22 protein-coding genes are annotated in these 22,094 nt (G+C 70.2%); 12 read left to right on the top strand and 10 right to left on the bottom strand.

Features of this window, described 5'->3' with window-relative positions:
• Positions 1-59 precede the first annotated feature (59 nt).
• Positions 60-1,787: an AMP-binding protein gene (locus tag ACFWV8_RS13795; RefSeq protein WP_384200715.1), complete on the top strand. Its 1,728-nt coding sequence runs from the start codon at positions 60-62 to the stop codon at positions 1,785-1,787.
• Positions 1,788-1,811: 24 nt separating this feature from the next.
• Here ACFWV8_RS13795 and ACFWV8_RS13800 read toward each other — a convergent pair whose 3' ends face one another.
• Together ACFWV8_RS13800 and ACFWV8_RS13805 are read right to left on the bottom strand one after the other, a co-directional pair.
• Positions 1,812-2,327, bottom strand: a complete 516-nt coding sequence (locus ACFWV8_RS13800; protein ID WP_329379570.1) for a GNAT family N-acetyltransferase — start codon at positions 2,325-2,327, stop codon at positions 1,812-1,814.
• Positions 2,328-2,374: 47 nt separating this feature from the next.
• Entirely contained in the window at positions 2,375-2,995 is a 621-nt protein-coding gene (locus ACFWV8_RS13805) for a hypothetical protein (protein WP_384200717.1), read from the bottom strand.
• Positions 2,996-3,253: 258 nt separating this feature from the next.
• Between ACFWV8_RS13805 and gcl the strand changes: the two genes are divergently transcribed.
• Positions 3,254-5,029 carry a glyoxylate carboligase gene (gene gcl, locus ACFWV8_RS13810; protein WP_384200719.1) on the top strand — a complete coding sequence of 592 codons (1,776 nt, stop codon included), beginning with the start codon at positions 3,254-3,256 and terminating at the stop codon, positions 5,027-5,029.
• Positions 5,030-5,122: 93 nt separating this feature from the next.
• Here the strand turns inward: gcl and ACFWV8_RS13815 are convergent, their stop codons facing one another.
• The 3 genes from ACFWV8_RS13815 to ACFWV8_RS13825 form a co-directional block, all read right to left on the bottom strand.
• Positions 5,123-5,404 carry a hypothetical protein gene (locus ACFWV8_RS13815; RefSeq protein ID WP_384200721.1) on the bottom strand — a complete coding sequence of 94 codons (282 nt, stop codon included), beginning with the start codon at positions 5,402-5,404 and terminating at the stop codon, positions 5,123-5,125.
• Between the two features lie 460 nt (positions 5,405-5,864).
• The gene (locus ACFWV8_RS13820) at positions 5,865-6,755 is read right to left on the bottom strand and encodes a 2-hydroxy-3-oxopropionate reductase (RefSeq protein ID WP_384200723.1); all 891 of its coding nucleotides are present in this window, start codon (positions 6,753-6,755) and stop codon (positions 5,865-5,867) included.
• A 51-nt stretch (positions 6,756-6,806) separates the two neighbouring features.
• A complete protein-coding gene (locus ACFWV8_RS13825; protein WP_384200725.1) occupies positions 6,807-7,673 on the bottom strand; it encodes a TIM barrel protein in 867 nt (288 codons plus the stop codon).
• Positions 7,674-7,945: 272 nt separating this feature from the next.
• Between ACFWV8_RS13825 and ACFWV8_RS13830 the strand changes: the two genes are divergently transcribed.
• Entirely contained in the window at positions 7,946-8,671 is a 726-nt protein-coding gene (locus ACFWV8_RS13830; RefSeq protein ID WP_384200727.1) for an LmbU family transcriptional regulator, read from the top strand.
• 42 nt (positions 8,672-8,713) lie between these two features.
• Here the strand turns inward: ACFWV8_RS13830 and ACFWV8_RS13835 are convergent, their stop codons facing one another.
• Together ACFWV8_RS13835 and ACFWV8_RS13840 are read right to left on the bottom strand one after the other, a co-directional pair.
• Positions 8,714-9,388 carry a hypothetical protein gene (locus ACFWV8_RS13835; RefSeq protein ID WP_384200729.1) on the bottom strand — a complete coding sequence of 225 codons (675 nt, stop codon included), beginning with the start codon at positions 9,386-9,388 and terminating at the stop codon, positions 8,714-8,716.
• A gap of 81 nt (positions 9,389-9,469) precedes the next feature.
• Positions 9,470-10,222, bottom strand: a complete 753-nt coding sequence (locus ACFWV8_RS13840; RefSeq protein ID WP_384200731.1) for a hypothetical protein — start codon at positions 10,220-10,222, stop codon at positions 9,470-9,472.
• Positions 10,223-10,474: 252 nt separating this feature from the next.
• Here ACFWV8_RS13840 and ACFWV8_RS13845 point away from each other — a divergent pair, with 252 nt between their 5' ends.
• The 7 genes from ACFWV8_RS13845 (at position 10,475) to ACFWV8_RS13875 (ending at position 16,107) form a co-directional block, all read left to right on the top strand.
• Positions 10,475-10,726 (top strand): hypothetical protein, encoded by a 252-nt coding sequence (locus ACFWV8_RS13845; RefSeq protein ID WP_384200733.1) that lies wholly within the window; start codon positions 10,475-10,477, stop codon positions 10,724-10,726.
• 62 nt (positions 10,727-10,788) lie between these two features.
• A complete protein-coding gene (locus tag ACFWV8_RS13850) occupies positions 10,789-11,100 on the top strand; it encodes a helix-turn-helix domain-containing protein (protein ID WP_329392201.1) in 312 nt (103 codons plus the stop codon).
• Positions 11,101-11,212: 112 nt separating this feature from the next.
• On the top strand, positions 11,213-11,722 hold the full coding sequence (uraD, locus tag ACFWV8_RS13855) for a 2-oxo-4-hydroxy-4-carboxy-5-ureidoimidazoline decarboxylase (RefSeq protein ID WP_384200735.1): 510 nt from the start codon (positions 11,213-11,215) through the stop codon (positions 11,720-11,722).
• Between the two features lie 4 nt (positions 11,723-11,726).
• Positions 11,727-12,119, top strand: coding sequence for a hydroxyisourate hydrolase (gene uraH / locus ACFWV8_RS13860; RefSeq protein ID WP_384200737.1), 393 nt, complete (start codon positions 11,727-11,729; stop codon positions 12,117-12,119).
• Between the two features lie 3 nt (positions 12,120-12,122).
• Positions 12,123-13,025, top strand: coding sequence for a factor-independent urate hydroxylase (pucL, locus tag ACFWV8_RS13865; protein ID WP_384200739.1), 903 nt, complete (start codon positions 12,123-12,125; stop codon positions 13,023-13,025).
• Positions 13,026-13,065: 40 nt separating this feature from the next.
• Complete coding sequence (locus ACFWV8_RS13870) at positions 13,066-14,442, top strand: 8-oxoguanine deaminase (protein WP_384200741.1); 1,377 nt, start codon at positions 13,066-13,068, stop codon at positions 14,440-14,442.
• 306 nt (positions 14,443-14,748) lie between these two features.
• Complete coding sequence (locus ACFWV8_RS13875) at positions 14,749-16,107, top strand: nucleobase:cation symporter-2 family protein (RefSeq protein WP_384200756.1); 1,359 nt, start codon at positions 14,749-14,751, stop codon at positions 16,105-16,107.
• A 91-nt stretch (positions 16,108-16,198) separates the two neighbouring features.
• On the opposite strand, the gene ACFWV8_RS13880 is transcribed toward ACFWV8_RS13875, so the two are convergent.
• Entirely contained in the window at positions 16,199-17,056 is an 858-nt protein-coding gene (locus ACFWV8_RS13880; RefSeq protein WP_384200743.1) for a chitosanase, read from the bottom strand.
• Positions 17,057-17,235: 179 nt separating this feature from the next.
• Here ACFWV8_RS13880 and ACFWV8_RS13885 point away from each other — a divergent pair, with 179 nt between their 5' ends.
• On the top strand, positions 17,236-18,375 hold the full coding sequence (locus ACFWV8_RS13885; protein WP_384200744.1) for an ABC transporter substrate-binding protein: 1,140 nt from the start codon (positions 17,236-17,238) through the stop codon (positions 18,373-18,375).
• Here the strand turns inward: ACFWV8_RS13885 and ACFWV8_RS13890 are convergent, their stop codons facing one another.
• Both ACFWV8_RS13890 and ACFWV8_RS13895 read right to left on the bottom strand, forming a co-directional pair.
• Entirely contained in the window at positions 18,376-18,759 is a 384-nt protein-coding gene (locus tag ACFWV8_RS13890) for a VOC family protein (RefSeq protein WP_384200746.1), read from the bottom strand.
• A 36-nt stretch (positions 18,760-18,795) separates the two neighbouring features.
• Positions 18,796-19,617, bottom strand: a complete 822-nt coding sequence (locus tag ACFWV8_RS13895; RefSeq protein WP_384200748.1) for a chitosanase — start codon at positions 19,615-19,617, stop codon at positions 18,796-18,798.
• 147 nt (positions 19,618-19,764) lie between these two features.
• Here ACFWV8_RS13895 and ACFWV8_RS13900 point away from each other — a divergent pair, with 147 nt between their 5' ends.
• Entirely contained in the window at positions 19,765-21,993 is a 2,229-nt protein-coding gene (locus ACFWV8_RS13900; protein ID WP_384200750.1) for a HEAT repeat domain-containing protein, read from the top strand.
• Positions 21,994-22,094: the final 101 nt, after the last annotated feature.

The following is a 22,094-nucleotide window of genomic DNA, read 5'->3' on the forward strand; positions in this document are numbered from 1 at the left end:
TGGGACGCGCATCGGCCGTTACAGGATGTCGGTGAACGGGCGCGTGATGAGGAGGGCACATGACGACGGTCGATGCGACCGGGCAGTTCCGCGCCGCCAGGGACTTCCTGCTGCGGCACCGGGAGGACTACACGGCGGCGTACGAAGGCTTCGTCTGGCCCCGGCCCGAGCATTTCAACTGGGCGCTCGACTGGTTCGACGTCATCGCCGAGGACAACGACCGGCCCGCGCTGCACATCGTCGAGGAGGACGGCACCGAGCGTGTCACCTCCTTCGCGGCGATGGCCACCCGCTCCGGCCAGGTGGCCAACTGGCTGCGCGCCCAGGGCGTGGCGGCCGGGGACCGGATCCTCGTGATGCTCGGCAATCAGACGGAGCTGTGGGAGACGGCGCTGGCCGCGATGAAACTCCGCGCCGTCGTCATCCCGGCGACCCCGCTGCTCGGCCCCCTGGACCTGCGGGACCGGATCGAGCGCGGGCGGGTACGGCATGTGATCGTCAGGGCCGGTGACACCGGGAAGTTCGCCGAGGTGCCCGGGGAGTACACCCGGATCGTGGTCGGCGCGGAAGGACCCGATGCCGGCGCCGGGGACCCGGACGGCGGGACCGGCCGTGCCTCCGACGGCGGCTGGCGGACCTACGAGGCGTCCCACGGCGAGTCCGTGGACTTCGAGCCCGACGGGGTCACCCGGGCGGACGACACCCTGATGCTCTACTTCACCTCCGGCACCACCGCCCACCCCAAGCTCGTCGAGCACACCCATGTCTCGTACCCGATCGGCCATCTCGCCACGATGTACTGGATCGGGCTCAGGCCCGGCGACGTGCATCTGAACATCTCCTCACCCGGCTGGGCCAAGCACGCCTGGTCCAATCTCTTCGCGCCGTGGAACGCCGAGGCGACCGTCTTCATCCACAACTACACACGCTTCGACGCCGGCCGGCTGATGGCCGAGATGGACCGCGCGGGCGTGACCAGCTTCTGCGCACCTCCCACCGTGTGGCGGATGCTCATCCAGGCCGACCTCACCCAGCTGCGCAACCGCCCCCGCGAGGTCGTCGCCGCCGGTGAACCGCTCAACCCCGAGGTCATCGAGACCGTCCGCAGGGAGTGGGGCGTGACGATCAGGGACGGCTTCGGCCAGACCGAGACGGCCGTCCAGGTCGCCAACTCACCGGGGCAGCTCCTCAAGGCCGGTTCGATGGGCCGGCCGACCCCCGGCTACGCGGTGGAGCTGCTCGACCCGGTCACCGGCGCGCCCGGCGCCACCGAGGGCGAGATCTCGCTGGTCCTCGCCGACTCCCCGGTCGGTCTGATGACCGGCTACCACGGCGACCCGGAGCGTACGGCCGAGGCCATGGCGGACGGTTTCTACCGCACCGGCGACATCGGCTCGCGCGACGCCGACGGCTACATCACGTACATCGGCCGCGGCGACGACGTGTTCAAGGCCTCGGACTACAAGATCTCGCCGTTCGAGCTGGAGAGCGCGCTGCTGGAGCACGAGGCGGTGGCCGAGGCCGCCGTCGTACCGGCGCCGGACCCGCTGCGGCTCAATGTGCCGAAGGCGTACATCGTCCTGGCGGACGGCTGGGAGCCGGGCCCGGACACGGCGAAGCTGCTTTTCGCGCACTCGCGCGCGGTTCTCGCCCCGTACAAGCGGGTGCGCCTCATCGAGTTCGCCGAGCTGCCCAAGACGGTCTCGGGCAAGATCCGCCGTATCGAACTGCGCGAGCGGACGGCCAATGGCTCGGGTGCCGAGTACGGGGAGAGCGACCTGCGTTGAGAGGTCCGGGGCGCGTCCGGTCACTCAACTCGGCGTCGTGGTGCGGCGCATGCACACGCGGGGCCAGTGGTCGAGCCCGTGCGCGGCCTCGGCGCGCCTGATCTCCCGCAGCCCGTCGGTGAGTTCGCTCTCCGCGAGGGTGCGGAAGCCGAGCCGGGTGTAGTACGGCGCGTTCCACGGCACGTCCGCGAAGGTGGTGAGGGTGAGTCCCGCCAGCCCGGCGGACCGTGCCCGTACGGCGAGATGCTCGATGAGCGCGCGGCCCACGCCGTGCCGCGACGCCGTGGGGTGGACGGAGACCTGCTCGATATGGGCGGCGCCGTCGACCTCGTCGTAGATCAGATACGCGACCGGGCGGCCCGCGGCGTCCTCGGTCACCCACGCGTGGCCCGCGCGCAGATAGCGGTCGAGGAGATCGATGCCCGGGGGGTCGTCGTCGGCGATCTCCGCCATGCCGACGGCGCGGAAGGGTTCACCGGCGGCCCTCTCGATGTCCTGGAGAAGCGGGAGGTCGGCGGGGACCGCGGGGCGGATTCGCATGGAGAAAGTATGCCCGCGCGACCACGTGCGCGGTTGTGGTGTTCCGGTCAGGCGTGTGAGCGATCCAGGTCGGCAGCGGGCCCGTTGACCGGTCGCGGGGTGCCCGCCGGGTCCAGGACGAAGAGGGGCACCCCGAGGGCGTCGGCGCGCTCGCGCGCCTCGTCCGTGTAGCCGGCCAGGGAGAAGAACGCGCTCACCGCCGACTCGTGCAGCGCGTTGAGCCACAAACATTCGACGGCGCGCGGATCGGCGGGAGACGCGCCCGAGTCGACCTGGGCCACGAGCCCGGGACCGCGCAGATCGATACCGGCCTCCGGCGGCGCCTGGGCCCGTACGACGTTCCGGAAGCCGATCGCGAGCAGATACAGCGCGGCGTCGCGCCGGGCGTCGTACGTCGTGCCCGCGGTCACCGGCCTGACCGGCACCCGCAGTATGGCCCCGCACTGGCAGCCCAGCTCAGGCCGCGGCCACTGGTCCTGCCGTCCGCACGCGGAGCAGCTGACCGTCACCCACTCGTCGTCCCAGGTGCGGCGCACGACGCGGGTGGCGGGCGAACCCGCGACCAGGGGCGCCGAGACGGTCGATCCACAGGGGCACGGATAGGCCGGCGCCGTGAACTGATGACCGAGCCCGCAGTCGGGACAGCGGACAGGAACGGTCTTTGCCACCTTCGGTACCCCCTCTTCCGCCGCCCATCGTCCATCAACGAACGGCCGTTGGGGAGGGGCTTCCGCCTTCCCTTGACGCCGCTGGGAAGGCACTTTAGATTTGATTCCGCATAGTAGAACACAGTTTCCGTATCCCGGAAGACATCAGAAGGGACCGGAAGGGACCGGAAGGGACCGGAAGAGAAGGAATCAACGGAATCGACGCTCTCAGGTGGCGCGACAGAGCCCGAGTCCACCAGGCCGAAGCAGGAGCACTCCATGCCTCGTATGACCGCTGCCAGGGCGGCAGTTGAGATCCTCAAGCGCGAAGGCGTCACCGACGCGTTCGGTGTGCCGGGCGCGGCGATCAACCCCTTCTACAAGGCCCTCGAACAGGCGGGTGGCATCGATCACACGCTCGCCCGCCATGTGGAGGGCGCATCGCACATGGCCGAGGGCTACACCCGTGCGAAACCCGGCAACATCGGTGTCTGCGTCGGCACTTCGGGTCCGGCCGGCACCGACATGATCACCGGCCTGTACTCCGCGATCGGTGACTCCATCCCGATCCTGTGCATCACCGGACAGGCTCCGACCGCGGTGATCCACAAGGAGGACTTCCAGGCCGTCGACATCGCGTCGATCGCCCGGCCGGTCACCAAGGCGGCCACCACCGTCCTGGAGGCCGCCCAGGTCCCCGGTGTGTTTCAGCAGGCGTTCCATCTGATGCGCTCGGGCCGGCCGGGACCCGTCCTCATCGATCTGCCGATCGATGTGCAGCTCACCGAGATCGAGTTCGACATCGAGACGTACGAGCCGCTGCCGGTCTACAAACCGTCCGCGACCCGCGCGCAGATCGCGAAGGCCCTGACGCTGCTCACCGGGTCCGAGCGCCCGCTGATCGTCGCGGGCGGCGGTGTCATTAACGCCGACGCGTCCGACCTGCTGGTGGAGTTCGCCGAGCTGACCGGCACACCGGTCGTGCCGACCCTGATGGGCTGGGGCACCATCCCCGACGACCACGACCTCAACGCGGGCATGGTCGGCATCCAGACCTCGCACCGCTACGGCAACGAGACCTTCCTCGCCTCGGACTTCGTCCTCGGCATCGGCAACCGCTGGGCCAACCGCCACACCGGCGCGCTCGACGTCTACACGGAGGGCCGCACCTTCGTCCACGTCGACATCGAGCCGACCCAGATCGGCAAGATCTTCGCGCCGGACTACGGGATCGCCTCGGACGCCAGGGACGCGCTGGAGCTCTTCGTGGAGGTGGCGAAGGAGCTGAAGGCGGAGGGCCGGCTGCCCGACCGTACGGAGTGGATCGGGTCGGTGCTGGAGCGCAAGGGCAGCCTGCACCGCAGGACGCACTTCGACAACGTGCCGCTGAAGCCGCAGCGCGTGTACGAGGAGATGAACCGCGCCTTCGGTACGGACACGCGGTACGTCACCACCATCGGGCTCTCGCAGATCGCCGGCGCGCAGATGCTGCACGTCTACAAGCCGCGCCACTGGATCAACTGCGGCCAGGCGGGACCGCTCGGCTGGACGATCCCGGCCGCGCTCGGTGTCGCCAAGGCCGACCCGGACACGACGGTCGTCGCGCTCTCGGGCGACTACGACTTCCAGTTCATGCTCGAAGAGCTGGCCGTCGGCGCGCAGCACAAGATCCCGTACGTCCATGTGCTGGTGAACAACGCCTACTTGGGGCTGATCCGGCAGGCGCAGCGCAATCTCGACATCAACTTCCAGGTCAACCTGGAGTTCGAGAACATCAACTCACCGGAGCTGGGCGTCTACGGGGTCGACCATGTCAAGGTCGTCGAGGGCCTGGGCTGCAAGGCGATCCGGGTCACCGAGCCCGACCAGCTGCTGCCGGCCTTCGAGGAGGCCAAGAAGCTCGCGGTGGAGCACCGCGTGCCGGTGGTGGTCGAGGCGGTCCTGGAGCGGATCACGAACATCTCGATGGGTGTGCGGATCGACAACGTGAACGAGTGGGAGGAACTCGCGACCGAGCCCGGCCACGCGCCGACGGAGATCAAGCCGCTTGTCTGACACAACATCTGACGGATCGTCATGACGTGTTGCGAATTGATCGGCCCCTCGCCCGGAACACCGGTGCGGGGGGCCGCTGTCGTACGTGCGACCTCAGCCGCCGCAGCCTCCGCAACCGCCACAGCCTCCGCACCCACCACCGTCTCCACCGCCGCCGTCCCCGCCTCCGCTGTCCCCGCCACTCGCGTCCGCGGCGTCGCCGTGCGCGTGGCCGTCGGCCCACCAACTGGCGGACGCCACAGCGCCGGCACCGGCGGCGGCGGTGCCCGCCCCCGGTCGTCGCGACGCCTTGCGGTATCTCGCGGGCTTGAGCGGACCCAGTCCCACGATCAGCAGCAGCACGACCGGCGGGACGAGGAAGACGGTGAGGCTCATCCTCTCAGTGTGCGGATCCGCCGGTATCGCACAAGATGCCCGGCCGACGAATCGGCCGGGCATCGTGCGTGCCGGGCAGGGGAGTTGGAGACCGTCCGACGGTGCGAGGCTGGCGCGACAGGACATTCGCACCGCCGGACGGCGCCTGACGGAGCCCCGGACGGGGCTGTGGGACCGCGGCGACGGCGACGGGGCGCGCCGACCGGCCTTCCTCCTGGTCAGGAAGGTGACCGGCGCTCCCCTTGCCACCGCACTGGCTCGCGCGCCGCCGCGGTCCCTGGGATGTCCCTCCCAGCGACCACCCCTCACGAGGGCCGTTGGGAGGGACGGCTGTTGGCCCCCGTTGCCGTGGGCTGGTGGTTCCCGGGCTGCGGCGGCGCCTGGGCGCGACAGGACAGGTGTCAGCGCCGCCACAACCCGGAGTTCGGTGGGACCGGTCGGACCCGGCGGACCGGGCCGGTCAGACCTGCTCTCCGGAGAGCCGCTCCACGCCGCGCAGGAGCGCCGAGTGGTCGAGACCGCCGTCACCCTGCGCGCGCAGCGACGCGACCAGCTGCGCGACAACCGCGCCGACCGGAAGCGCGGCACCGACATTGCGGGCGGCGTCGGTGACGATGCCCATGTCCTTGTGGTGCAGATCGATCCGGAAGCCGGGCGCGAACTCGCGGTTGACGAAGTTGTCCTTCTTACGGGTCAGGACGGTCGAGCCGGCCAGACCGCCGTTCAGGACGTCGAGCGCGGCGTTCAGGTCCACGCCCGACTTCTCCAGGAAGACCACGGCCTCGGCGCACGCCTGGATGTTGACGGCGACGATCAGCTGGTTGGCCGCCTTCACCGTCTGGCCCGCGCCGTGCGGACCGCACAGGACGATGGTCCGGCCCAGTGCCTCGAAGACCGGCCTGGCCTCGTCGAAGTCGGCCTGCTCACCGCCGACCATGATCGAGAGAACCGCCTCGATCGCTCCCGCCTCGCCGCCGGACACCGGCGCGTCGAGAACCCGGATGCCCTTCTCCCGGCCGGCCTCGGCCAGATCGATCGACGTCTGCGGGGTGATCGACGACATGTCGATCAGCAGGGCGCCCTGCCCGGCGTTCGCCAGGATGCCGTCCTCGCCGTACGCGACGGCCTCGACCTGCGGAGAGGCGGGCACCATCGTGATGACGACATCCGCGCCGTCGACGGCCTCGGCGATCGAGGCCGCCACCGTGCCGCCGTTGGCCGCCAGCCGGTCCAGCTTCTCCTGCTCCAGCGTGAAGCCGGTCACGGAGTATCCGGCCTTGATCAGATTCTCGGCCATGGGGGACCCCATGATGCCGAGGCCGATCCATGCCACCTTGGGAAGAGTGCTCATCGGGGGTGCCTCTCTCACATATATGTGTCGTGTCCGGGTGCGGGCTCCGGCTCAGCGCCCGGCTCGCGCGTCGGCCGGCAGCCACTCGAAGGATTCGGCGCTCGGGCGGTCGCCGGGCTTGTACTCAAGCCCGACCCAGCCCTCGTAACCGGCCTTGCGCAGCCGGTCGAGCAGGTCCTGGAGCGGCAGCGTGCCGGTGCCGGGCGCGCCGCGGCCGGGGTTGTCGGCGATCTGTACGTGCCCGGTCCTGTCGGCGTACGTGTCGATGACCGCGGTCAGTGCCTCGGCGTCCAGACCGTTCATCGACAGGTGGTAGATGTCGAGGAGGAACGCGGCGTTGCCGAGACCCGTCGCGGCGTTGACCCGGTCCACGACGTCGACCGCGGCCTCGGCGCTGACCAGCGGATAGTGCGGGGACTCGGGCCTGTTGAGCGCCTCGACCAGCAGGATCGCCCCGACCCGGTCGGCCGCGCGGGCGGCGAGGACCAGATTCTCCAGGGCGAGTTCGTCCTGCGCTGCGGGGTCGACACCCTCGACACGGTTCCCGTACAGCGCGTTGAGCGCCTTGCAGCCCACGGAGGCGGCGAAGCCGGCCGCCACGTCGATGTTCGCGCGGAAGCGGTCCGACTCGTCGCCGGGCAGCGAGAGCGCGCCACGGTCGGGTCCTGGCAGCCGGCCGGCGTAGAAGTTCAGTCCCACGAGCTGGGTGCCCGCGTCGTCGAGCGCCCACTTCAGGGCGTCCAGCTCGGCCTGCGGCGGAGTGGGGGTGTCGACCCAGGGCCACCACAGCTCCACGGCGGTGAAGCCCGCCGCTGCGGCTGCCGCGGGGCGCTCCAGCAGCGGGAGTTCGGTGAAGAGGATCGAGAGATTCACATTGAAGCGCTGCTCGGAGCCGGGCCTGTTCGTGAAGGGGGCCATGAGGGGTTCTGCGCTCCTTCCGTATTGCGGAAGTTAGTTTCTGCTTAATGGAAGATTGCCTGGGGTGCGGGAGGGCTGTCAAGGGGGCGGGCCCGTTTCGGCCCGTATCAGCGGCGGCCGCCCTGTTCCTGCATTTCGCGCGGCTGTGGGCCGAACGACCGGCACACTCCGTGACCGGGCCGGGCTACCGTGCCCGGTGTACGGGTGGAAACAGCGGATTTCGCTGAACGGGGCGAGCCGTTGATGAACGCATTCGCGTGGTGATGAATCAGATGACGAACCCCAGGAACGCCGAGGCGGCAACGCTCCGTACGAACCCGCGGACGATGCCCCGGGAGCGAAGGGCGATGGGCGACGGGCCCGACCAAGGCCGGCTGCTGACCACGAAGATCGGTCTGCGCATACCGGCCGGGATGACCTTCGAAGATTGGGAGCACGCCGGGCGCCAATTGTCCGGAATCCTGGATTCGTCCTCATGGTGGCTCGGCGACTGGCTCGTGTACGGGAAAGACCACTACACGGACCGGTATCAACGAGGAATCCGTGCCGTGGGCCTGCGATACCAGACGCTCCGGAACTACGCCTGGGTCTCACGGCGATTCGAGTTCAGCCGCCGGCGAGCGGCACTGAGTTTCCAGCACCACGCCGAACTGACCTCGCTCCCTGTCGACGATCAGGAGGCGTGGCTCGATCGTGCTGAGCAGATGAAGTGGTCCACCAAGCAGCTCCGTACCGCCCTGCGCGCCTCGCGCGAAGGCGAGGCGGGACGCGAGAAGCGGACCGAGGCCAAGGAGCGGCTCGCCGTCCCTCACGCTCATGTCACGTGGTGGCACGAGGCCGCGGCGCGGGCGGGCATCGATTTCGAGCAGTGGGTGCTGACCACGCTCGACAAGGCGGCCGAGCGAGTCCTGGGTGAACACGGTCACCCGGAGATCGATACGGCGGCGGAGTCGCCCCCGCGGGGGCGGTCCGGCCTGTCTCCGGCGGGAGCCGGGTGAGGACTGCCGGACCGCGTGTGACGGGCACGTCGTCCCCGCGGATCAGTCCGTCCTGCTGTCCCACGCGTACCCGATCCAGCCGTCGAACGACGGGATCAGGGCCGCGATGGCCGCCGCCAGCCGCCAGTCCAGGTCGGGTGCGTTCACCCGCACTGTGTCGCCGAACGACTTGAACTCCAGCGGTATCCGTCCGCCGGCGCGCCACTTGATGCGGCGGGGGCTTCGTGGGAAGTCGCCGCCGATGCCACCGTTGAACAGCGCGGCGATGAAGGCGAACGGCAGCATGGGTGTGCAGAGCCACCACACGCACCACCAGAAGAGCCGCCCCTTGTATCCCACGGCGTCGGGGGCGCCGGGGCGGCTCACCGTCCAGCGTGTGCGGATGCCCCGGCTGAACGCCTTGTCGCGCGTGATCCTGCCGAGTGATTCGCCCTGCGGGCCGAGCACCTCGAACTGTGCCCGCCGGCCCGCGGTGAGGGTGACGACGCCCGCGACCCGCGCCTGCCGGTGCTCATCCGCCCACAGGACGAAGGAGCGGGCGCCGTCCTTGCGGGCCGCGAGGTAGGCGGGTATGCCGCCCGGCGGCAGTTCCCGTTCCCCGTAGGCGACCGTCTGGAGGGTTCCCGGTCCGTCGGAGAAGTCGATCTCGCAGTCGAACTGCCCGCCGGGAGTCGTCCGGGGCCGCCGCCGCGCTCGCAGCTTCAGTGTGCTGGTCACCCGATGGGCTCCTTCTCGTGTGTCTGTGTCCCAACGGTCGCTACGAAGGGGCGCCCCTGGATGGATCCGTCCGGTCGGCGATCAGCCACCGCCCTTGCTCCTGACCTCTACGGCGGCACCGAGACCCGGCGCCGCGCTCCTGGCGACTTCATCGGCATCGGCCAGGTCCGCCCCATCCGCCACGACGATGGACAGACGATCGGGCTGAAGGCCAGCTCCGGCGACCTCGTGCCGAGCGGTCACCGCCTCGTACGCGGCGATCGCCTCGGTCGGGAGGGTGCCGTCGAAGGCGGTCTCGACGGAGAGCCCCGGCAGCACGTCCCGCCCCGTGCTCACCTTCAGGGACGCCACGCCCGACAGCGGCCGGTACCGCCCGCCGTCGGAGACCATGTCCTTGAAGACCGTCATCGCACCGGTGGCATCGGCCGCGGTGAACTCGGACCGCCAGCCTGTGGCGGCCTTCCGGGACGCGTCGTTGATGTCGCCGTCCACCACGTGATCGTCGACCGTCAACGACCGCCAGAGGGCCAGCACTTCACGGGTGCGTCCCTTGTCCGCGAAGACGGTGAACGTGATGCCGTCCGCCGTGATCCGGCCGGTGATCTTCTTGTGCCGGGCGACGTAGTCCCCCAGCTCGGCGGCCCGTTCGGACACCCGGTCGGCCGACGTGCCCTCCGCCAGAACCAGCACCCCGGTCGACGACCCGGCGAAGGGCAGTGTGTTGTTCTTGGTGGTGTGGATTCTCACCACGTCCGCCGTGCCCGCCCAGTCCTTCTCGAAATCCGCGGCGAGTGCCGTGCCTTTGTCGATGGCGCAGCCGCTCGACAAGGGCACGGCCAGCAAGGAAACGATGGCCGGCAGCAGCCACCGCGATGTGTTCTTCCTCAGAGTCGTCTCCTTGAGAGCGCGTGCGGCTGGTCGGACGAGTCTGCGGGGTCGGAGCGGTCTTCCGCCACAATTGGCGCGGAAGTGGCGTCATTCTGGGACGTCCCATGCTCTGACCTGCGGAGACTTCGCGCGCCGAGTCGTCGTGGCGGGGCGACCGTTAGGGTCGGGTCGGAGCGACAGCGATTTCTAGGGGGCGCGGTGCGACTGAGAGTGGAATTCACGACCGAGCCGTTCGACCTGGACGAGGCCCCCGGTCACGCCGTGGTGGCCCGTGAGGTCATCCAGGGGGCGGACTTGGACTCCGTGGACGTCGGACCGTTCGGCAACACCGCCGAGGGCGGAGCCGACGCCGTCATCGCGGCCGTCGACACCCTGCTCCGCCGCTCCCTGGAGGCCGGCGCCACCCGTGTGTCGCTCCAGGTGAACGTGATCGCGGAGGACGGGAAGTGACCGAGCAGTCAGGTCTCAACGGCCATCCGCTCCTCGCCGCCGTGAAGCCGCTCATCGACGCCATGGGCGCGGAGACCGTACGGCCCGACCTGGCGAGGCCCGACGACGTCGTCCTGAGCTGGGAGGGCGAGGCCGTCGTCGCCGTACGCCTGCCGCAGCTCTCCGAGTCGCTCGACCACATCCTCGTCGCGCTGGAGCGCCGGCACGGCATGCCGCTGTCGGAACTCGACCGCAGGACCAAGCAGTCCGTGGTGCGCTCGCTGGAGGCGCGCGGGGCGTTCTCCGTACGGCACGGGGTGGAGACCGTCGCAGGTGCCCTCGGCGTCAGCCGGTTCACCGTCTACAACTATCTCAACCGGTCGGAGACGAGCTGAGCCGGTCGGAGTCGGTCAGGCGCGGGCTGAAAAATTCAACAAAGTGTTGACGTGATGTTCGTGAGGGCGTTAGCTGTCCCGCAGCCCGTCAAGCACAGCCACGGAGGCTCCCGTGACGACCGACCCGCCACCGGGCCTCACCCGGTTCAACACCTCCTCCGACAGCGCGGCACGCGCCGCACTGCACGAGGTGTGTGCCAGTACGGCGTGGGGAAGCGAGCTGCTCGCCCACCGTCCGTACGCCACAGCCGACGCTTTCCTGAGCGCCGGCGACACCGCCACCGCCGGCCTGACCGCCGGCGATCTGGCGGAGGCGATGGCCGGGCACCCGCCCATCGGCCGTCCGAAGCCGGGCGACCCGACCTCGGCCCGCGAACAGCGGGGCATGGCAGGGGCGTCCGAAGCGCTCAAGGCGGAACTGCTCGAACTGAACCTGGCCTACCAGGAAAGGTTCGGGCACGTCTTCCTGATCTGCGCCACCGGCCGGACCGGTGAGCAGATGCGGGACGCGGTCCGCGTACGGATCGGCAACACGCCCGAGCAGGAGCGGGCCGTCGTCCGCACCGAGTTGGGCAAGATCAACCGTATCCGGCTGACCCGCCTCGTACACGCAGGAGAGTGACCCCTTGAGCACCCAGACCACCGCATCGGTGTCCACGCACATCCTGGACACCAGTGTGGGCCGCCCCGCCGCGTCCGTCGCCGTCTCGCTCTCCGCCCGCGGCGGCAGCCGCGAGCCGTGGGTGGTGCTGGGCCGCTCGGCGACCGACGCGGACGGGCGGTGCAGAGACCTGCCGGCGCTGCCGGAAGGAACGACCCATGTACGTCTCGACTTCGAGACCGAGGCGTACTTCCACAGCCAGAAGCGAGCCGAGGCACAGCAGGACGCCCCCGCGCCACGGGACAGCGGTGCGTTCTTCCCGGAGGTGGCGATCACCTTCGCCGTCACTCCGGGCGAACACTTCCATGTACCGCTGCTGCTCAACCCGTTCGGCTACTCCGTATACCGAGGGAGCTAGCAGATGCCGACCATTCTCGGCCAGAACCAGTACGGCAAAGCGGAGAACCGCGTCGTCAAGATCGTGCGCGACGGCGACACCCACCACATCAAGGATCTGAACGTCTCCGTCGCCCTCTCCGGCGCCATGGAGGAGGTCCACTACTCCGGCTCCAACGCCAGCGTCCTGCCGACCGACACCACCAAGAACACGGTGTACGCGTTCGCCAAGGAGCACGGCATCGAGTCCGCCGAGCAGTTCGGCATCCATCTCGCCCGGCACTTCGTCACCAGCCAGGACCCGATCCACCGGGCGCGTATCCGGATCGAGGAGTACGCCTGGGAGCGCATCGGCCCCGAAGAAGCCGGACACTCCTTCGTCCGCAAGGGCCAGGAGACCCGCGTCGCGCAGATCACCTACGACGGCTCGGAGTGGGAGATCATCTCCGGCCTCAAGGATCTGACGGTGCTGAACTCGACCGACTCCGAGTTCTGGGGCTACGTCAAGGACAAGTACACGACGCTCCGCGAGGCGTACGACCGCATACTCGCCACCGACGTCTCGGCGAGGTGGCGCTACAACTGGACCGACGACGCCGAGCCGATGCCCGACTGGGAGAACTCCTACGACCAGGCGCGCACGCATCTGCTCCAGGCCTTCGCGGGGACGTACTCCCTCTCCCTCCAGCAGACGCTCTACCAAATGGGCTCGCGGATCATCGAGGCCCGCGGCGAGATCGACGAGATCCGTTTCTCGCTCCCCAACAACCACCACTTCCTGGTCGACCTCGAACCGTTCGGGCTGAAGAACGAAACCCCCGACGGAGCGGTCTACTTCGCCGCCGACCGCCCCTACGGCCTCATCGAGGCGACCGTGCTGCGCGACGGCGCCGAAGCGCGGATCCCGCTCGACATGACCAATCTCTAACCCGCATCCGTCCATTCAACGGGAAGAAGGAGAACCCGCCATGGCGGATTCGCGCATCGTCATCGAGAACTGTGCCATCGCGACCGTGGACGCGAACGACACCGAGTACGCGTCCGGTCACGTCGTCGTCGCGGACAACCTCATCGAATCCGTGGGCGCCGGCAGCGCGCCCGCCGGCCTGGAGAACGTCGTACGGCGTGTCGACGCCACCGGCCATCTGCTCACCCCCGGACTGGTCAACACCCACCACCACTTCTACCAGTGGATCACCAGGGGCCTGGCCACCGACCACAACCTGTTCGACTGGCTCGTGGCGCTCTACCCGACCTGGGCGCGCATCGACGAGCCGATGGTGCGCGCAGCCGCCCAGGGTTCCCTCGCGATGATGGCGCGCGGCGGAGTCACCACCGCGATGGACCACCACTACGTGTACCCGCGCGGCTCCGGGGATCTCACCGGCGCCATCATCGGGGCCGCGGCCGAGACCGGCGTACGGTTCACCCTCGCCCGCGGCTCCATGGACCGGGGCCGGTCGGACGGCGGACTGCCGCCGGACTTCGCCGTCGAGTCCCTGGACGACGCGCTCGCCGCCACCGAGGCGACCGTCGACCGCTACCACGACGCCTCGTTCGACGCGATGACACAGATCGCCGTCGCACCCTGCTCGCCGTTCTCCGTCTCCACCGAACTGATGCGTCAGGGAGCCGAGTTGGCGCGCCGCAAGGGCGTACGGCTGCACACGCACGGCAGCGAGACGGTCGAGGAGGAGCAGTTCTGCAAGGAACTGTTCGGGATGGGCCCGACCGACTACTTCGAGTCGACGGGCTGGCTCGGGACCGACGTATGGATGGCCCACTGCGTCCATATGAACGACTCCGACATCGCCGCCTTCGCCCGCACCGGCACCGGCGTCGCCCACTGTCCGTCCTCCAACGCCCGTCTGGCCGCCGGTATCGCGCGCGTACCCGACATGCTGAAGGCGGGCGTCCCCGTCGGCCTCGGCGTGGACGGCACCGCGTCCAACGAATCGGGCGAACTGCACACCGAGTTGCGCAACGCACTGCTCATCAACCGCCTCGGCGCCCACCGCGAGTCCGCCCTGAACGCCCGTCAGGCACTGCGGCTCGGCACCTACGGTGGCGCCCAAGTCCTCGGCCGTGCCGATCAGTTCGGCTCGATCCAGACCGGGAAGCTCGCCGACCTGGTGCTGTGGAAGCTGGACACCCTGGCCCACTCCGCCATCGAAGACCCGGTCGTCGCCCTGGTCTTCGGCGCCGCCGCGCCCGTCACCCTCTCCCTCGTGAACGGCAGGACCGTCGTCGAGGACAACCACCTGACCACGGTGGACGAGGACGCCGTCGCCCGCTCGACGCGGACCGAGGCACGGCGCCTCGCGAGCATCGCGGCGGCGGGCTGACGAAGCACGGCCGGACCTTCCGGACGTCCGGTCGAGGGGGACGGCCCTCGACCGGCGGCCACGGGACCCGAGCGGGGTTCCTGGCAGCCGCGTCCGGGTGGTGGCGTACCGCACGACGGTGCGCCACCACCCGGGGCGGTGACTCGTGTACGTAACACAGCCCTGTTACGTCGCGGAACACCCGCGTGACCCCACTTCCCCCAGCACCTCCCTGACACCCGCGTCGCCGCCGACGCGTAACCGACCGGAGGAAACCCCGTGGCAGCCAGGCCCAGGCTTCGCGAAGACATACCCGCCCCCGACGAGATGTCCGGCCAGGACCGCGGGCATCCGGTCGACGAGACCCTCCCGCCCCTCAAGACGTTCACCAGCGGCCTTCAGCACGTGGCCGCGATGTACGCGGGCGTGGTGGCGCCGCCGATGATCGTCGGGCCGGCCGTAGGGCTGAACGCCCGGGACACCGCGTTCCTCATGGGCGCAAGCCTCTTCACCGCCGGCCTGGCCACGCTGCTCCAGACCCTCGGCTTCTGGAAGGTCGGTGCGCGGCTGCCGTTCGTCAACGGCGTCTCGTTCGCCGGTGTCACGCCGATGATCGCCATCGGGCGGGAGCGCGGCGCCGAGGGCATCAGCGTCATCTTCGGTGCGATCATCGTCGCCGGCGTGCTCGGGTTCGTCCTCACGCCGTACTTCTCCAAACTGGTGCGGTTCTTCCCACCCGTGGTCACCGGTACCGTCATCACCCTGATCGGCGTCTCACTGCTCCCGGTGGCCTTCAACTGGTCGCAGGGCGGCGATGCCACCGCCGACGGCTACGGCTCCATGAAGAACATAGGAATGGCCGGTCTCACCCTGCTGATCGTGCTGGTCCTGCGGAAAGTGCTGCGCGGCTTCCTCCAGCAGATCGCCATCCTGCTCGGTCTGGTCGTCGGCACCGTCGTGGCGATCCCGCTGAACATGACCGACTTCGACGCGATCAAGGACGCGGGACTGGTCGGCTTCCCGACGCCGTTCCACTTCGGCGCGCCGCAGTTCGAGATCGCGGCGATCATCTCCATGTGCATCGTGATGCTCGTCTGTATGACGGAGTCCACCGCCGACATGCTGGCGCTCGGCAAGATCGTGGACCGGCCGGCGGACGAGCGGATCATCAAGGGCGGGCTGCGGGCCGACACGCTCGGCAGCGCCGTCAGCCCGCTCTTCAACGGCTTCATGTGCAGCGCCTTCGCGCAGAACATCGGTCTTGTCGCCATGACCAAGGTCCGCAGCCGCTTCGTCGTCGCCGCCGGTGGCGGCATCCTCGTTCTGCTCGGCCTGTGCCCGGTGCTCGCCTCGGTGATCGCGCTCGTCCCGCTGCCGGTTCTCGGCGGCGCGGGCATCGTACTCTTCGGCTCGGTCGCGGCGAGCGGAATCCAGACGCTGGCGGGCGCCGCGCTGGAGAAGGGCGAGAACGCGCTGATAGTGGCCGCCGCCGTCGGGATCGGACTGATACCGATAGCGGCGCCCGGCTTCTACCACGCGTTCCCTGAGGACCTGTTGGTGGTGCTGGACTCCGGGATCAGTACGGGGTGTGTGGTGGCGATCGTGCTGAACCTGGTGTTCAACCACTGGGGCGGGAAGGAGCGCGCCCGTACCGGCTCCGGCGAGACTTCACTGACGGCTCACTGACGGCTCACTGACGGTCCACTGACGGGGGATCGGTGCCGGGGCGGCCAAGTGCGCCGCCCCGGCACCGACTTCAGGGGCCTCCATCCGGGGATCAGCCGATGTGGAAGTCCTCCCCGTACACCTTCCAGTCGAGCGGCGGGTCCAGACTGAGATTGCCCGCGTCGAGGAACACCCGCTGCGCGGTGTCCACCCGGCTGGTGTCCTCGTGCGCCTCCTCCTGCTTCATCGCCCACACCCGGGCGTCGAGGAAGGCGTTCAGATACGCGGTCTCGTCGCCGCCCTCCGACGGCGGCCGGGCCTGGTCGAGCGCGCGTTGGCGGATACCGCTGAAGCTGACGTCGGAGTTCCCGTCGCCGTGCATGACGATCGCGTCGTAGTAGATGAACTGCCCGAGCGTGCCGACGCCGTCCTCCTTACCGCGGTTGACCGCCGGATTGAAGTAGACGCGGTCGCGCTCGTCGTTCTGCGCGGCCTGGAACGCCGGGTCCTGGGCCGCCTGCCTCCAGGCGTCCGGGTAGCCCGGGTCGAGCCCTTCGTGGGAGTCCGTACCGTCGACGGCGCGCAGGGCGGGAAGGTAGGAGGCGAGCGGGTTGTCCGGCTCGCGCTCGGTGTAGAGCTCGACCAGGTCCAGCATGTCGCTGGTGCCGGAGCAGAAGCCGATGATGCCGGCGGTGTAGCCGCGGCCGTCGCCGATGTCCTCGATGTAGCCGTACTGGCCCTTCCAGTCGAGCGAGGAGTTCTCGGCGCTGGAGACCAGTTGCATGGCGATCTCCTTCTTCGCCGGGTCGTCCAGACCGGGAGCGGCGACGGCCGCCGCCGTGACGTCGGCCCTGTCGGCACCGGGCACGGCGTGGGCGACGGCCGTCACCGGCCCCGCGACCAGGACGAGTCCGAGCAGGACGCGGGGGACCATTCCGAACGTGCGGGTGCGTGTGTGGGGGGTTGGCACCGGACCTCCATGGGGGGAGTCGATCGCTTCGGTGTTCTGTTAGGAAGCTTTCCTACCGAAGGTTGGCGGCGAGGTACACCCATGGCCCGGTCAAAGAAATCTCCGGTGCGCGGGGAGCGTGGCCGTGTGCATACTGCTGCGGCACTGCCCGTGAACCGTCGGCCGGGAGACGCCAACGCATGAGCACGCCACCCTCGCCACCCCTGCCATCTGCGGCGGAGGGGGCTGACGAATCAGCCGTCCGGATCGGCGCTCTTGTTCCGCTGACCCGGCCCGGGTGGGTCGAGGCGGGCCAACACCTGCTCGCCGGGCTTGAGTTGGCCGTTTCCGATGTCAACAAGGCCAGCGGGATCCTCGGACGGCCACTTGAACTGGTGGTCCGGGACACCGCGGCCGATCCGCGGAAGGCCGCGGCGGCTGTGGACGAACTGTCGAGCCTGGGCGTGGCCGCCGTCACGGGGGAGTACCACAGCGTCGTCGCCCGATCCGCCGCCGCCAGGGCCGACGCCCTCGGTGTGCCGTTCCTCTGCTCGTCGGCGGTTCTCGACACGCTCACCGAAGAGCCGACGGAATGGGTCGCGCGCCTCGCCCCCGCGCAGTCCCACGGCTGGCGGATCTACGCGGACTTCGTCATCGGCGCGGGCCACAGCCGAATCGCCGTGGCGGTCGATCCGAGCGTCTACTGGGCGGCCGGGACCCGCGTTCTGCGGGACCACCTCGCGGCACACGGCGGCACCGTCCTCGAACTCGACACGCGCGCGCTCACCCCCGCGGCGCTGTGCGACGAACTCGCCGCCGACGGCGCGACAGCTCTCCTGCTCCTGGTCGGACACCCGGACCCGGCGGTGCCGATCGTCACGTCCGTACGCCAGGACCGGCGCCTCGCGCAGATCATGATCGGCGCTCCTGCCGGGCAGCCGGAGTTCGCCGAATGGGCGGCCCTGCTGGGCGACGACGGCGCCGCGATCCCGTTCCTGCGCTACCTGCCCGAGCGTCTCACCCCACTCGGTCTGCGAGTGGAGACGGCCCTTCGTGAACGGCTCACCGGGACGCCCTCGTTCGTCGCCTTCGAGGGTTACGACTCGATCGTCGTCCTCGCCGACGCACTGCGCTCGCACGGGGCGGACCCGGCGCGCGTCGCGGCCCGGGCGCGCGTCGCCGGGTCCTGGCCGGGCGTCGCGGTCGAAGGCACCCGTGGACGGATCCACTTCTCCCGCACGCCCGGTATCAGCGTCCGGCAATGGGCGTGGGCGCCGGTTCAGGTGGTCGATCGAGATCCGGCGGAACCCGGCCGTTTCCGGGTCCTCCACACCGGCTGATCAGTCCGAGGCGGTGGCCTGGTCGCTGGGGACTCCCCGTGACCGGAGGATGCAGAACTCGTTCCCCTCGGGGTCCCCGAGGGTGACCCAGGTGGCGTCGTCACCCTGGCCCACGTCGACGCGGCGCGCGCCGGCGGACAGGAACCGCTGAACCTCGGCCTCGTGGTCGGTGGGGCGGAAATCGAGATGGAGCCGGTTCTTCACGGTCTTCTTCTCCGGTACGGCCAGGAACAGCAGCCCCGGCATACGATCCGGGGCGGGCCGGATCTCGTACTCGCCGTCCTCGTCGTTGACCACGACCCACCCGAGCACATCGGCCCACCACCGGGCCAGCGCGGCCGGGTCGGCCGAGTCCACCACTACCTGTTCCCATTCAAGTGCCATACGGGCAGGGTAGTGCCGCTCTCGCGCCCCGCCGCCTCAGCTCCCGGCGATGCGGTAGGTGTCGCCGTACACCTTCCACTTGAGGGGCGGTTCAAGGTCCAGATTGCCCGCGTCGAGGAAAACGCGCTGCGCCGTGTCGACCCGGCTGGTGTCCGCGTGCGCCGGCTCGCGGCGCATCGCGGCGGCGCGGGCGTCGAGGAACGTGTCCAGGTAAGCGGCTTCGTCACCGCCCTTCGCCGGTGACTCGGCCTTCTTCAGGGCCTGTTCACGGATCGTGCGGAAGCCGGTGGAGCCCCGTGCGTCGCCGGAGCCGTGCATGACGTACGCGTCGTAGTAGATGAACTGCCCCAGCGCGCCGAGCCCGTCGGCCTTCGCCGTGTCGACGGCCGGGTCGAAGTAGTCCCGGTCGCGCTCGTCGTCCTGTGCCTTCCTGAACGCCGGATCGTCGTCGGCGGCCCGCTGCCAGGCTCTGGTGAACCCGGGTCCGAGCCCGTCGTGAGAGTCGCCGCCCCGGACCGCGCGGAGTGCCGGGAGGAAGGGGCCCAGCACGTTGCCGTCCGGCCGGGCCGCGACGTAACGCTCGACCACCTTGAGGAGATCGCCGCAGCCGGTGCAGAAGCCGATGACGCCCGCGGTGTAGCCGCGGCCGTCGCCGATGTCCTCGATGTAGCGGTACTGCGCCTTCCAGTCGAGCGAGGCGTTCTCGGCGCTGGAGACCAGCCGCATCGCGATCTCCTTCTTCGCCGGGTCGTCCAGCGCCGCCGGTGTGTCCTCCCGCGCGGCGGCCGTGCAGGCCGTGCACAGGGTGGCGAGTGCCAGCAGGAGTGCGAGCAGCGGGCGGCGGAGCGCGTACGGCATGGGGCGGCGGCCTTTCCTCACGGACCGGGGTCGGCCCGGTGCGGGTGACGGTCCCAGTCAACAGCCCGGTCGTGGCCCACGCGTGCGCGGTCCCATCTGGAGCCGGGCCGGGCCGCGTTGTCAGAGGCTCGTGCCAGGATTCGCTTCATGGATCTCGCACAGATTTTCGCCGATCTCGACGCACAGCCCTGGGCGGAACGGGAGCATGCCTACGGAGGCGCCGACGATGTCCCCGACCAGCTACGGGCGTTGGCGAGCGACGACGCCGAGGAGGCGGAGGAGGCGCTGTACGAGCTCTACGGAAACATCGTCCACCAGGGGTCGGTGTACGAGGCCACGCCCTATGCCGTGCCGTATCTCGCCCGGCTCGCCGCCGCCGGTGTCCGGCCGGGCGATGTGCTTCCTCTGATCGGCCATATCGCCGAGAGCGAGGACGAGCGGAGTGAGACGCCCGGCGCGTGCCGGGTGGCCGTGACCGCCCAACTGCCCCTGATACTCCCGCTGGTCGAGTCGCCCGACAGCTCCGTACGGCAGGCGGCGGTCTGGGCGGCGGCCCGGACGGGCGCGACGGAGCAGGTGCTTCCGGTGCTGCGGCGGTGCTGGGAGGAGGAGCTGGAACCGCTGGTACGGGCGGAGGCGCTGGCCGGGGCGGTATGGCTCGATCCGGCGGGCGCGGGGGAGTTCGAGCGGGCCGTGCTCGGTATCGGCGGGGACGCCGGGGAGGCGGTGGAAGCCGCGCCGGTGCGGCTGGCCGCGCTGCTGGCGAGCGTGGACGCGGATCTGCCGTGGACCGGTGCCCATCACGAGGCGTTCATCGCTCTGCTGCCCGCCGCGCCACTGGTCGAGAGCCGGTTCGTCCAGGAGCAGGCGGAGCCGCTGCGGTATGTGGCCGAGGTGCTGCTCGACCGGGACACGGACGAGGCGCGGGAGGCGGCGTTCACACTGGTCGAGGCCGGGCTGGGGCATCCGGACGCGGACGCGCGCAAAGAGGCCGTGGCGGCGGCCGAGCACGCCTGCGAGGTCTCGCGTGCCGCGTCGGCCCGCCTCGCCGGGCCGTTGATCGCGCTCCTGGACGACCCGTCGTCGGCGGGCGCCGCGCTGTATCTCGTCAAGCACCTTGGCCGCGACGCGGAGCCCGCCGTCCCCGCGCTCATGGCCATCGCCACGGCAGGTGGCGAACTGGCAGACCGGGCGCTGGCGGTACTGGTCGCGACGGTCCCCGAGCAGGCGGCCCCGCTGCTGGCCGCGGACCTTCCGAACCGTCCGACGGCCCTGGACGTGGCGGCGAAGGCGTACTCCGGGGGCTGGGAGGCGGCGGGTCACGAGGGCGCCCCGGGCGCGTTTCCGTACGTACCGGAGCTGCTGGACGCGATCCGCGCCTGGCTGGCGGACAGCGACATCCCGTGGAACCAGTCGATCCACCTCGGCCTGGTCCTGGCCGGCTGGGGGCGACGCGCGGCACCGGCCGTGCCTGAGCTGCTCGCCGCGCTGGACCGGTATCCGTTCGTCGCCCTGCGCGCCCTGCCGACCGTCTGCCCACCGGAGGAACGGGACCGTGTCGCCGCGGCGCTGCGCGCGGCGGACCTCACCGAGCAGAGCCCGATCGAACTGGGCTCGGCGCTGCTCCGTCTCACCGGGGAGCCGGAGCCGCTGGTGGGGGCCGTCACCGAGGCCCTGGCCGCCGGCGGGCGGGAGGTGGCCGAGGCGGCGAAACGCACGGCGGAGCTTGACAGTTCGCAGGCACCGGCACTGCTGCCGTACCTGCGCGGCGCGCTGAGCGACGCGGCCCGCAAGCCGTCCGGCCCCGAGTCCGGCTCGGAATCCGGTCCCGAGTCCGGCTCCCCGGAGCAGAAGCGCAACACCCCCCGCCTCGACGCCGACACGGAGATCGCCCGCGCGCTGTGGCGGCTCACGGGCAGCGCCGACGAAGCCCTGCCGATCATCGCCGGAGTGCTGGAGGAGGCCGACGGCGACTGGACGCGCTGGCAGAACATCCGCGCGGCACGGGCCGCGGGCGAGCTCGGCGAGCAGGGCCGCCCGCTCGCCCCGCTCCTGGAACGCAAACTCGCCCACCGCGACCACGCCGCGGCGGCGGCACTCGCTCTCCTCGCCGTCGACCCGGCGAACCAGGACCTCACCCGGCTCGCGGACGCGGCACTGACATCCGCCGAGACCAACTCCGACCCCTACACGGCACTGGAGGTCCTGCGGGCCGTCGGAGCAGGGAATCTGACGGAGGGTCAGCTCAGCCGCCTGACCAGTCTGGCGGAACGGGACGCACACGTCTTCATACCCGGCCTCTCCCAGGACCCGTCAGGCGCGGACGCCCGCTTCCGCGAGGAGGCACGGGTGCTGCTGCGCACGGCCACGGCCTAGGCCGCGTCTTCGAAGTCCCGCCTGGCCGGCGGCGTCTGGCACGGCACCTCGCCGCGTTGTCGGAGTCGTGCGTGTAGTTCCTGTACTCGCACGATCCTCCG

Origin of the sequence: Streptomyces sp. NPDC058665 (assembly GCF_042714995.1) — a bacterium.
Taxonomy (GTDB): Bacteria; Actinomycetota; Actinomycetes; order Streptomycetales; family Streptomycetaceae; genus Streptomyces.

What these genes read in the sequence shown, in the direction of transcription:
- ACFWV8_RS13795 (WP_384200715.1), top strand. Translation starts at nt 60, where the DNA reads ATGACGACGGTCGATGCGACCGGGCAGTTCCGCGCCGCCAGGGACTTC.
- ACFWV8_RS13800 (WP_329379570.1), bottom strand. Translation starts at nt 2,327, where the DNA reads ATGCGAATCCGCCCCGCGGTCCCCGCCGACCTCCCGCTTCTCCAGGAC.
- gcl (WP_384200719.1), top strand. Translation starts at nt 3,254, where the DNA reads ATGCCTCGTATGACCGCTGCCAGGGCGGCAGTTGAGATCCTCAAGCGC.
- ACFWV8_RS13815 (WP_384200721.1), bottom strand. Translation starts at nt 5,404, where the DNA reads ATGAGCCTCACCGTCTTCCTCGTCCCGCCGGTCGTGCTGCTGCTGATC.
- ACFWV8_RS13820 (WP_384200723.1), bottom strand. Translation starts at nt 6,755, where the DNA reads ATGAGCACTCTTCCCAAGGTGGCATGGATCGGCCTCGGCATCATGGGG.
- ACFWV8_RS13825 (WP_384200725.1), bottom strand. Translation starts at nt 7,673, where the DNA reads ATGGCCCCCTTCACGAACAGGCCCGGCTCCGAGCAGCGCTTCAATGTG.
- ACFWV8_RS13830 (WP_384200727.1), top strand. Translation starts at nt 7,946, where the DNA reads ATGACGAACCCCAGGAACGCCGAGGCGGCAACGCTCCGTACGAACCCG.
- ACFWV8_RS13850 (WP_329392201.1), top strand. Translation starts at nt 10,789, where the DNA reads ATGGGCGCGGAGACCGTACGGCCCGACCTGGCGAGGCCCGACGACGTC.
- pucL (WP_384200739.1), top strand. Translation starts at nt 12,123, where the DNA reads ATGCCGACCATTCTCGGCCAGAACCAGTACGGCAAAGCGGAGAACCGC.
- ACFWV8_RS13870 (WP_384200741.1), top strand. Translation starts at nt 13,066, where the DNA reads ATGGCGGATTCGCGCATCGTCATCGAGAACTGTGCCATCGCGACCGTG.
- ACFWV8_RS13875 (WP_384200756.1), top strand. Translation starts at nt 14,749, where the DNA reads ATGTCCGGCCAGGACCGCGGGCATCCGGTCGACGAGACCCTCCCGCCC.
- ACFWV8_RS13885 (WP_384200744.1), top strand. Translation starts at nt 17,236, where the DNA reads ATGAGCACGCCACCCTCGCCACCCCTGCCATCTGCGGCGGAGGGGGCT.
- ACFWV8_RS13890 (WP_384200746.1), bottom strand. Translation starts at nt 18,759, where the DNA reads ATGGCACTTGAATGGGAACAGGTAGTGGTGGACTCGGCCGACCCGGCC.
- ACFWV8_RS13895 (WP_384200748.1), bottom strand. Translation starts at nt 19,617, where the DNA reads ATGCCGTACGCGCTCCGCCGCCCGCTGCTCGCACTCCTGCTGGCACTC.
- ACFWV8_RS13900 (WP_384200750.1), top strand. Translation starts at nt 19,765, where the DNA reads ATGGATCTCGCACAGATTTTCGCCGATCTCGACGCACAGCCCTGGGCG.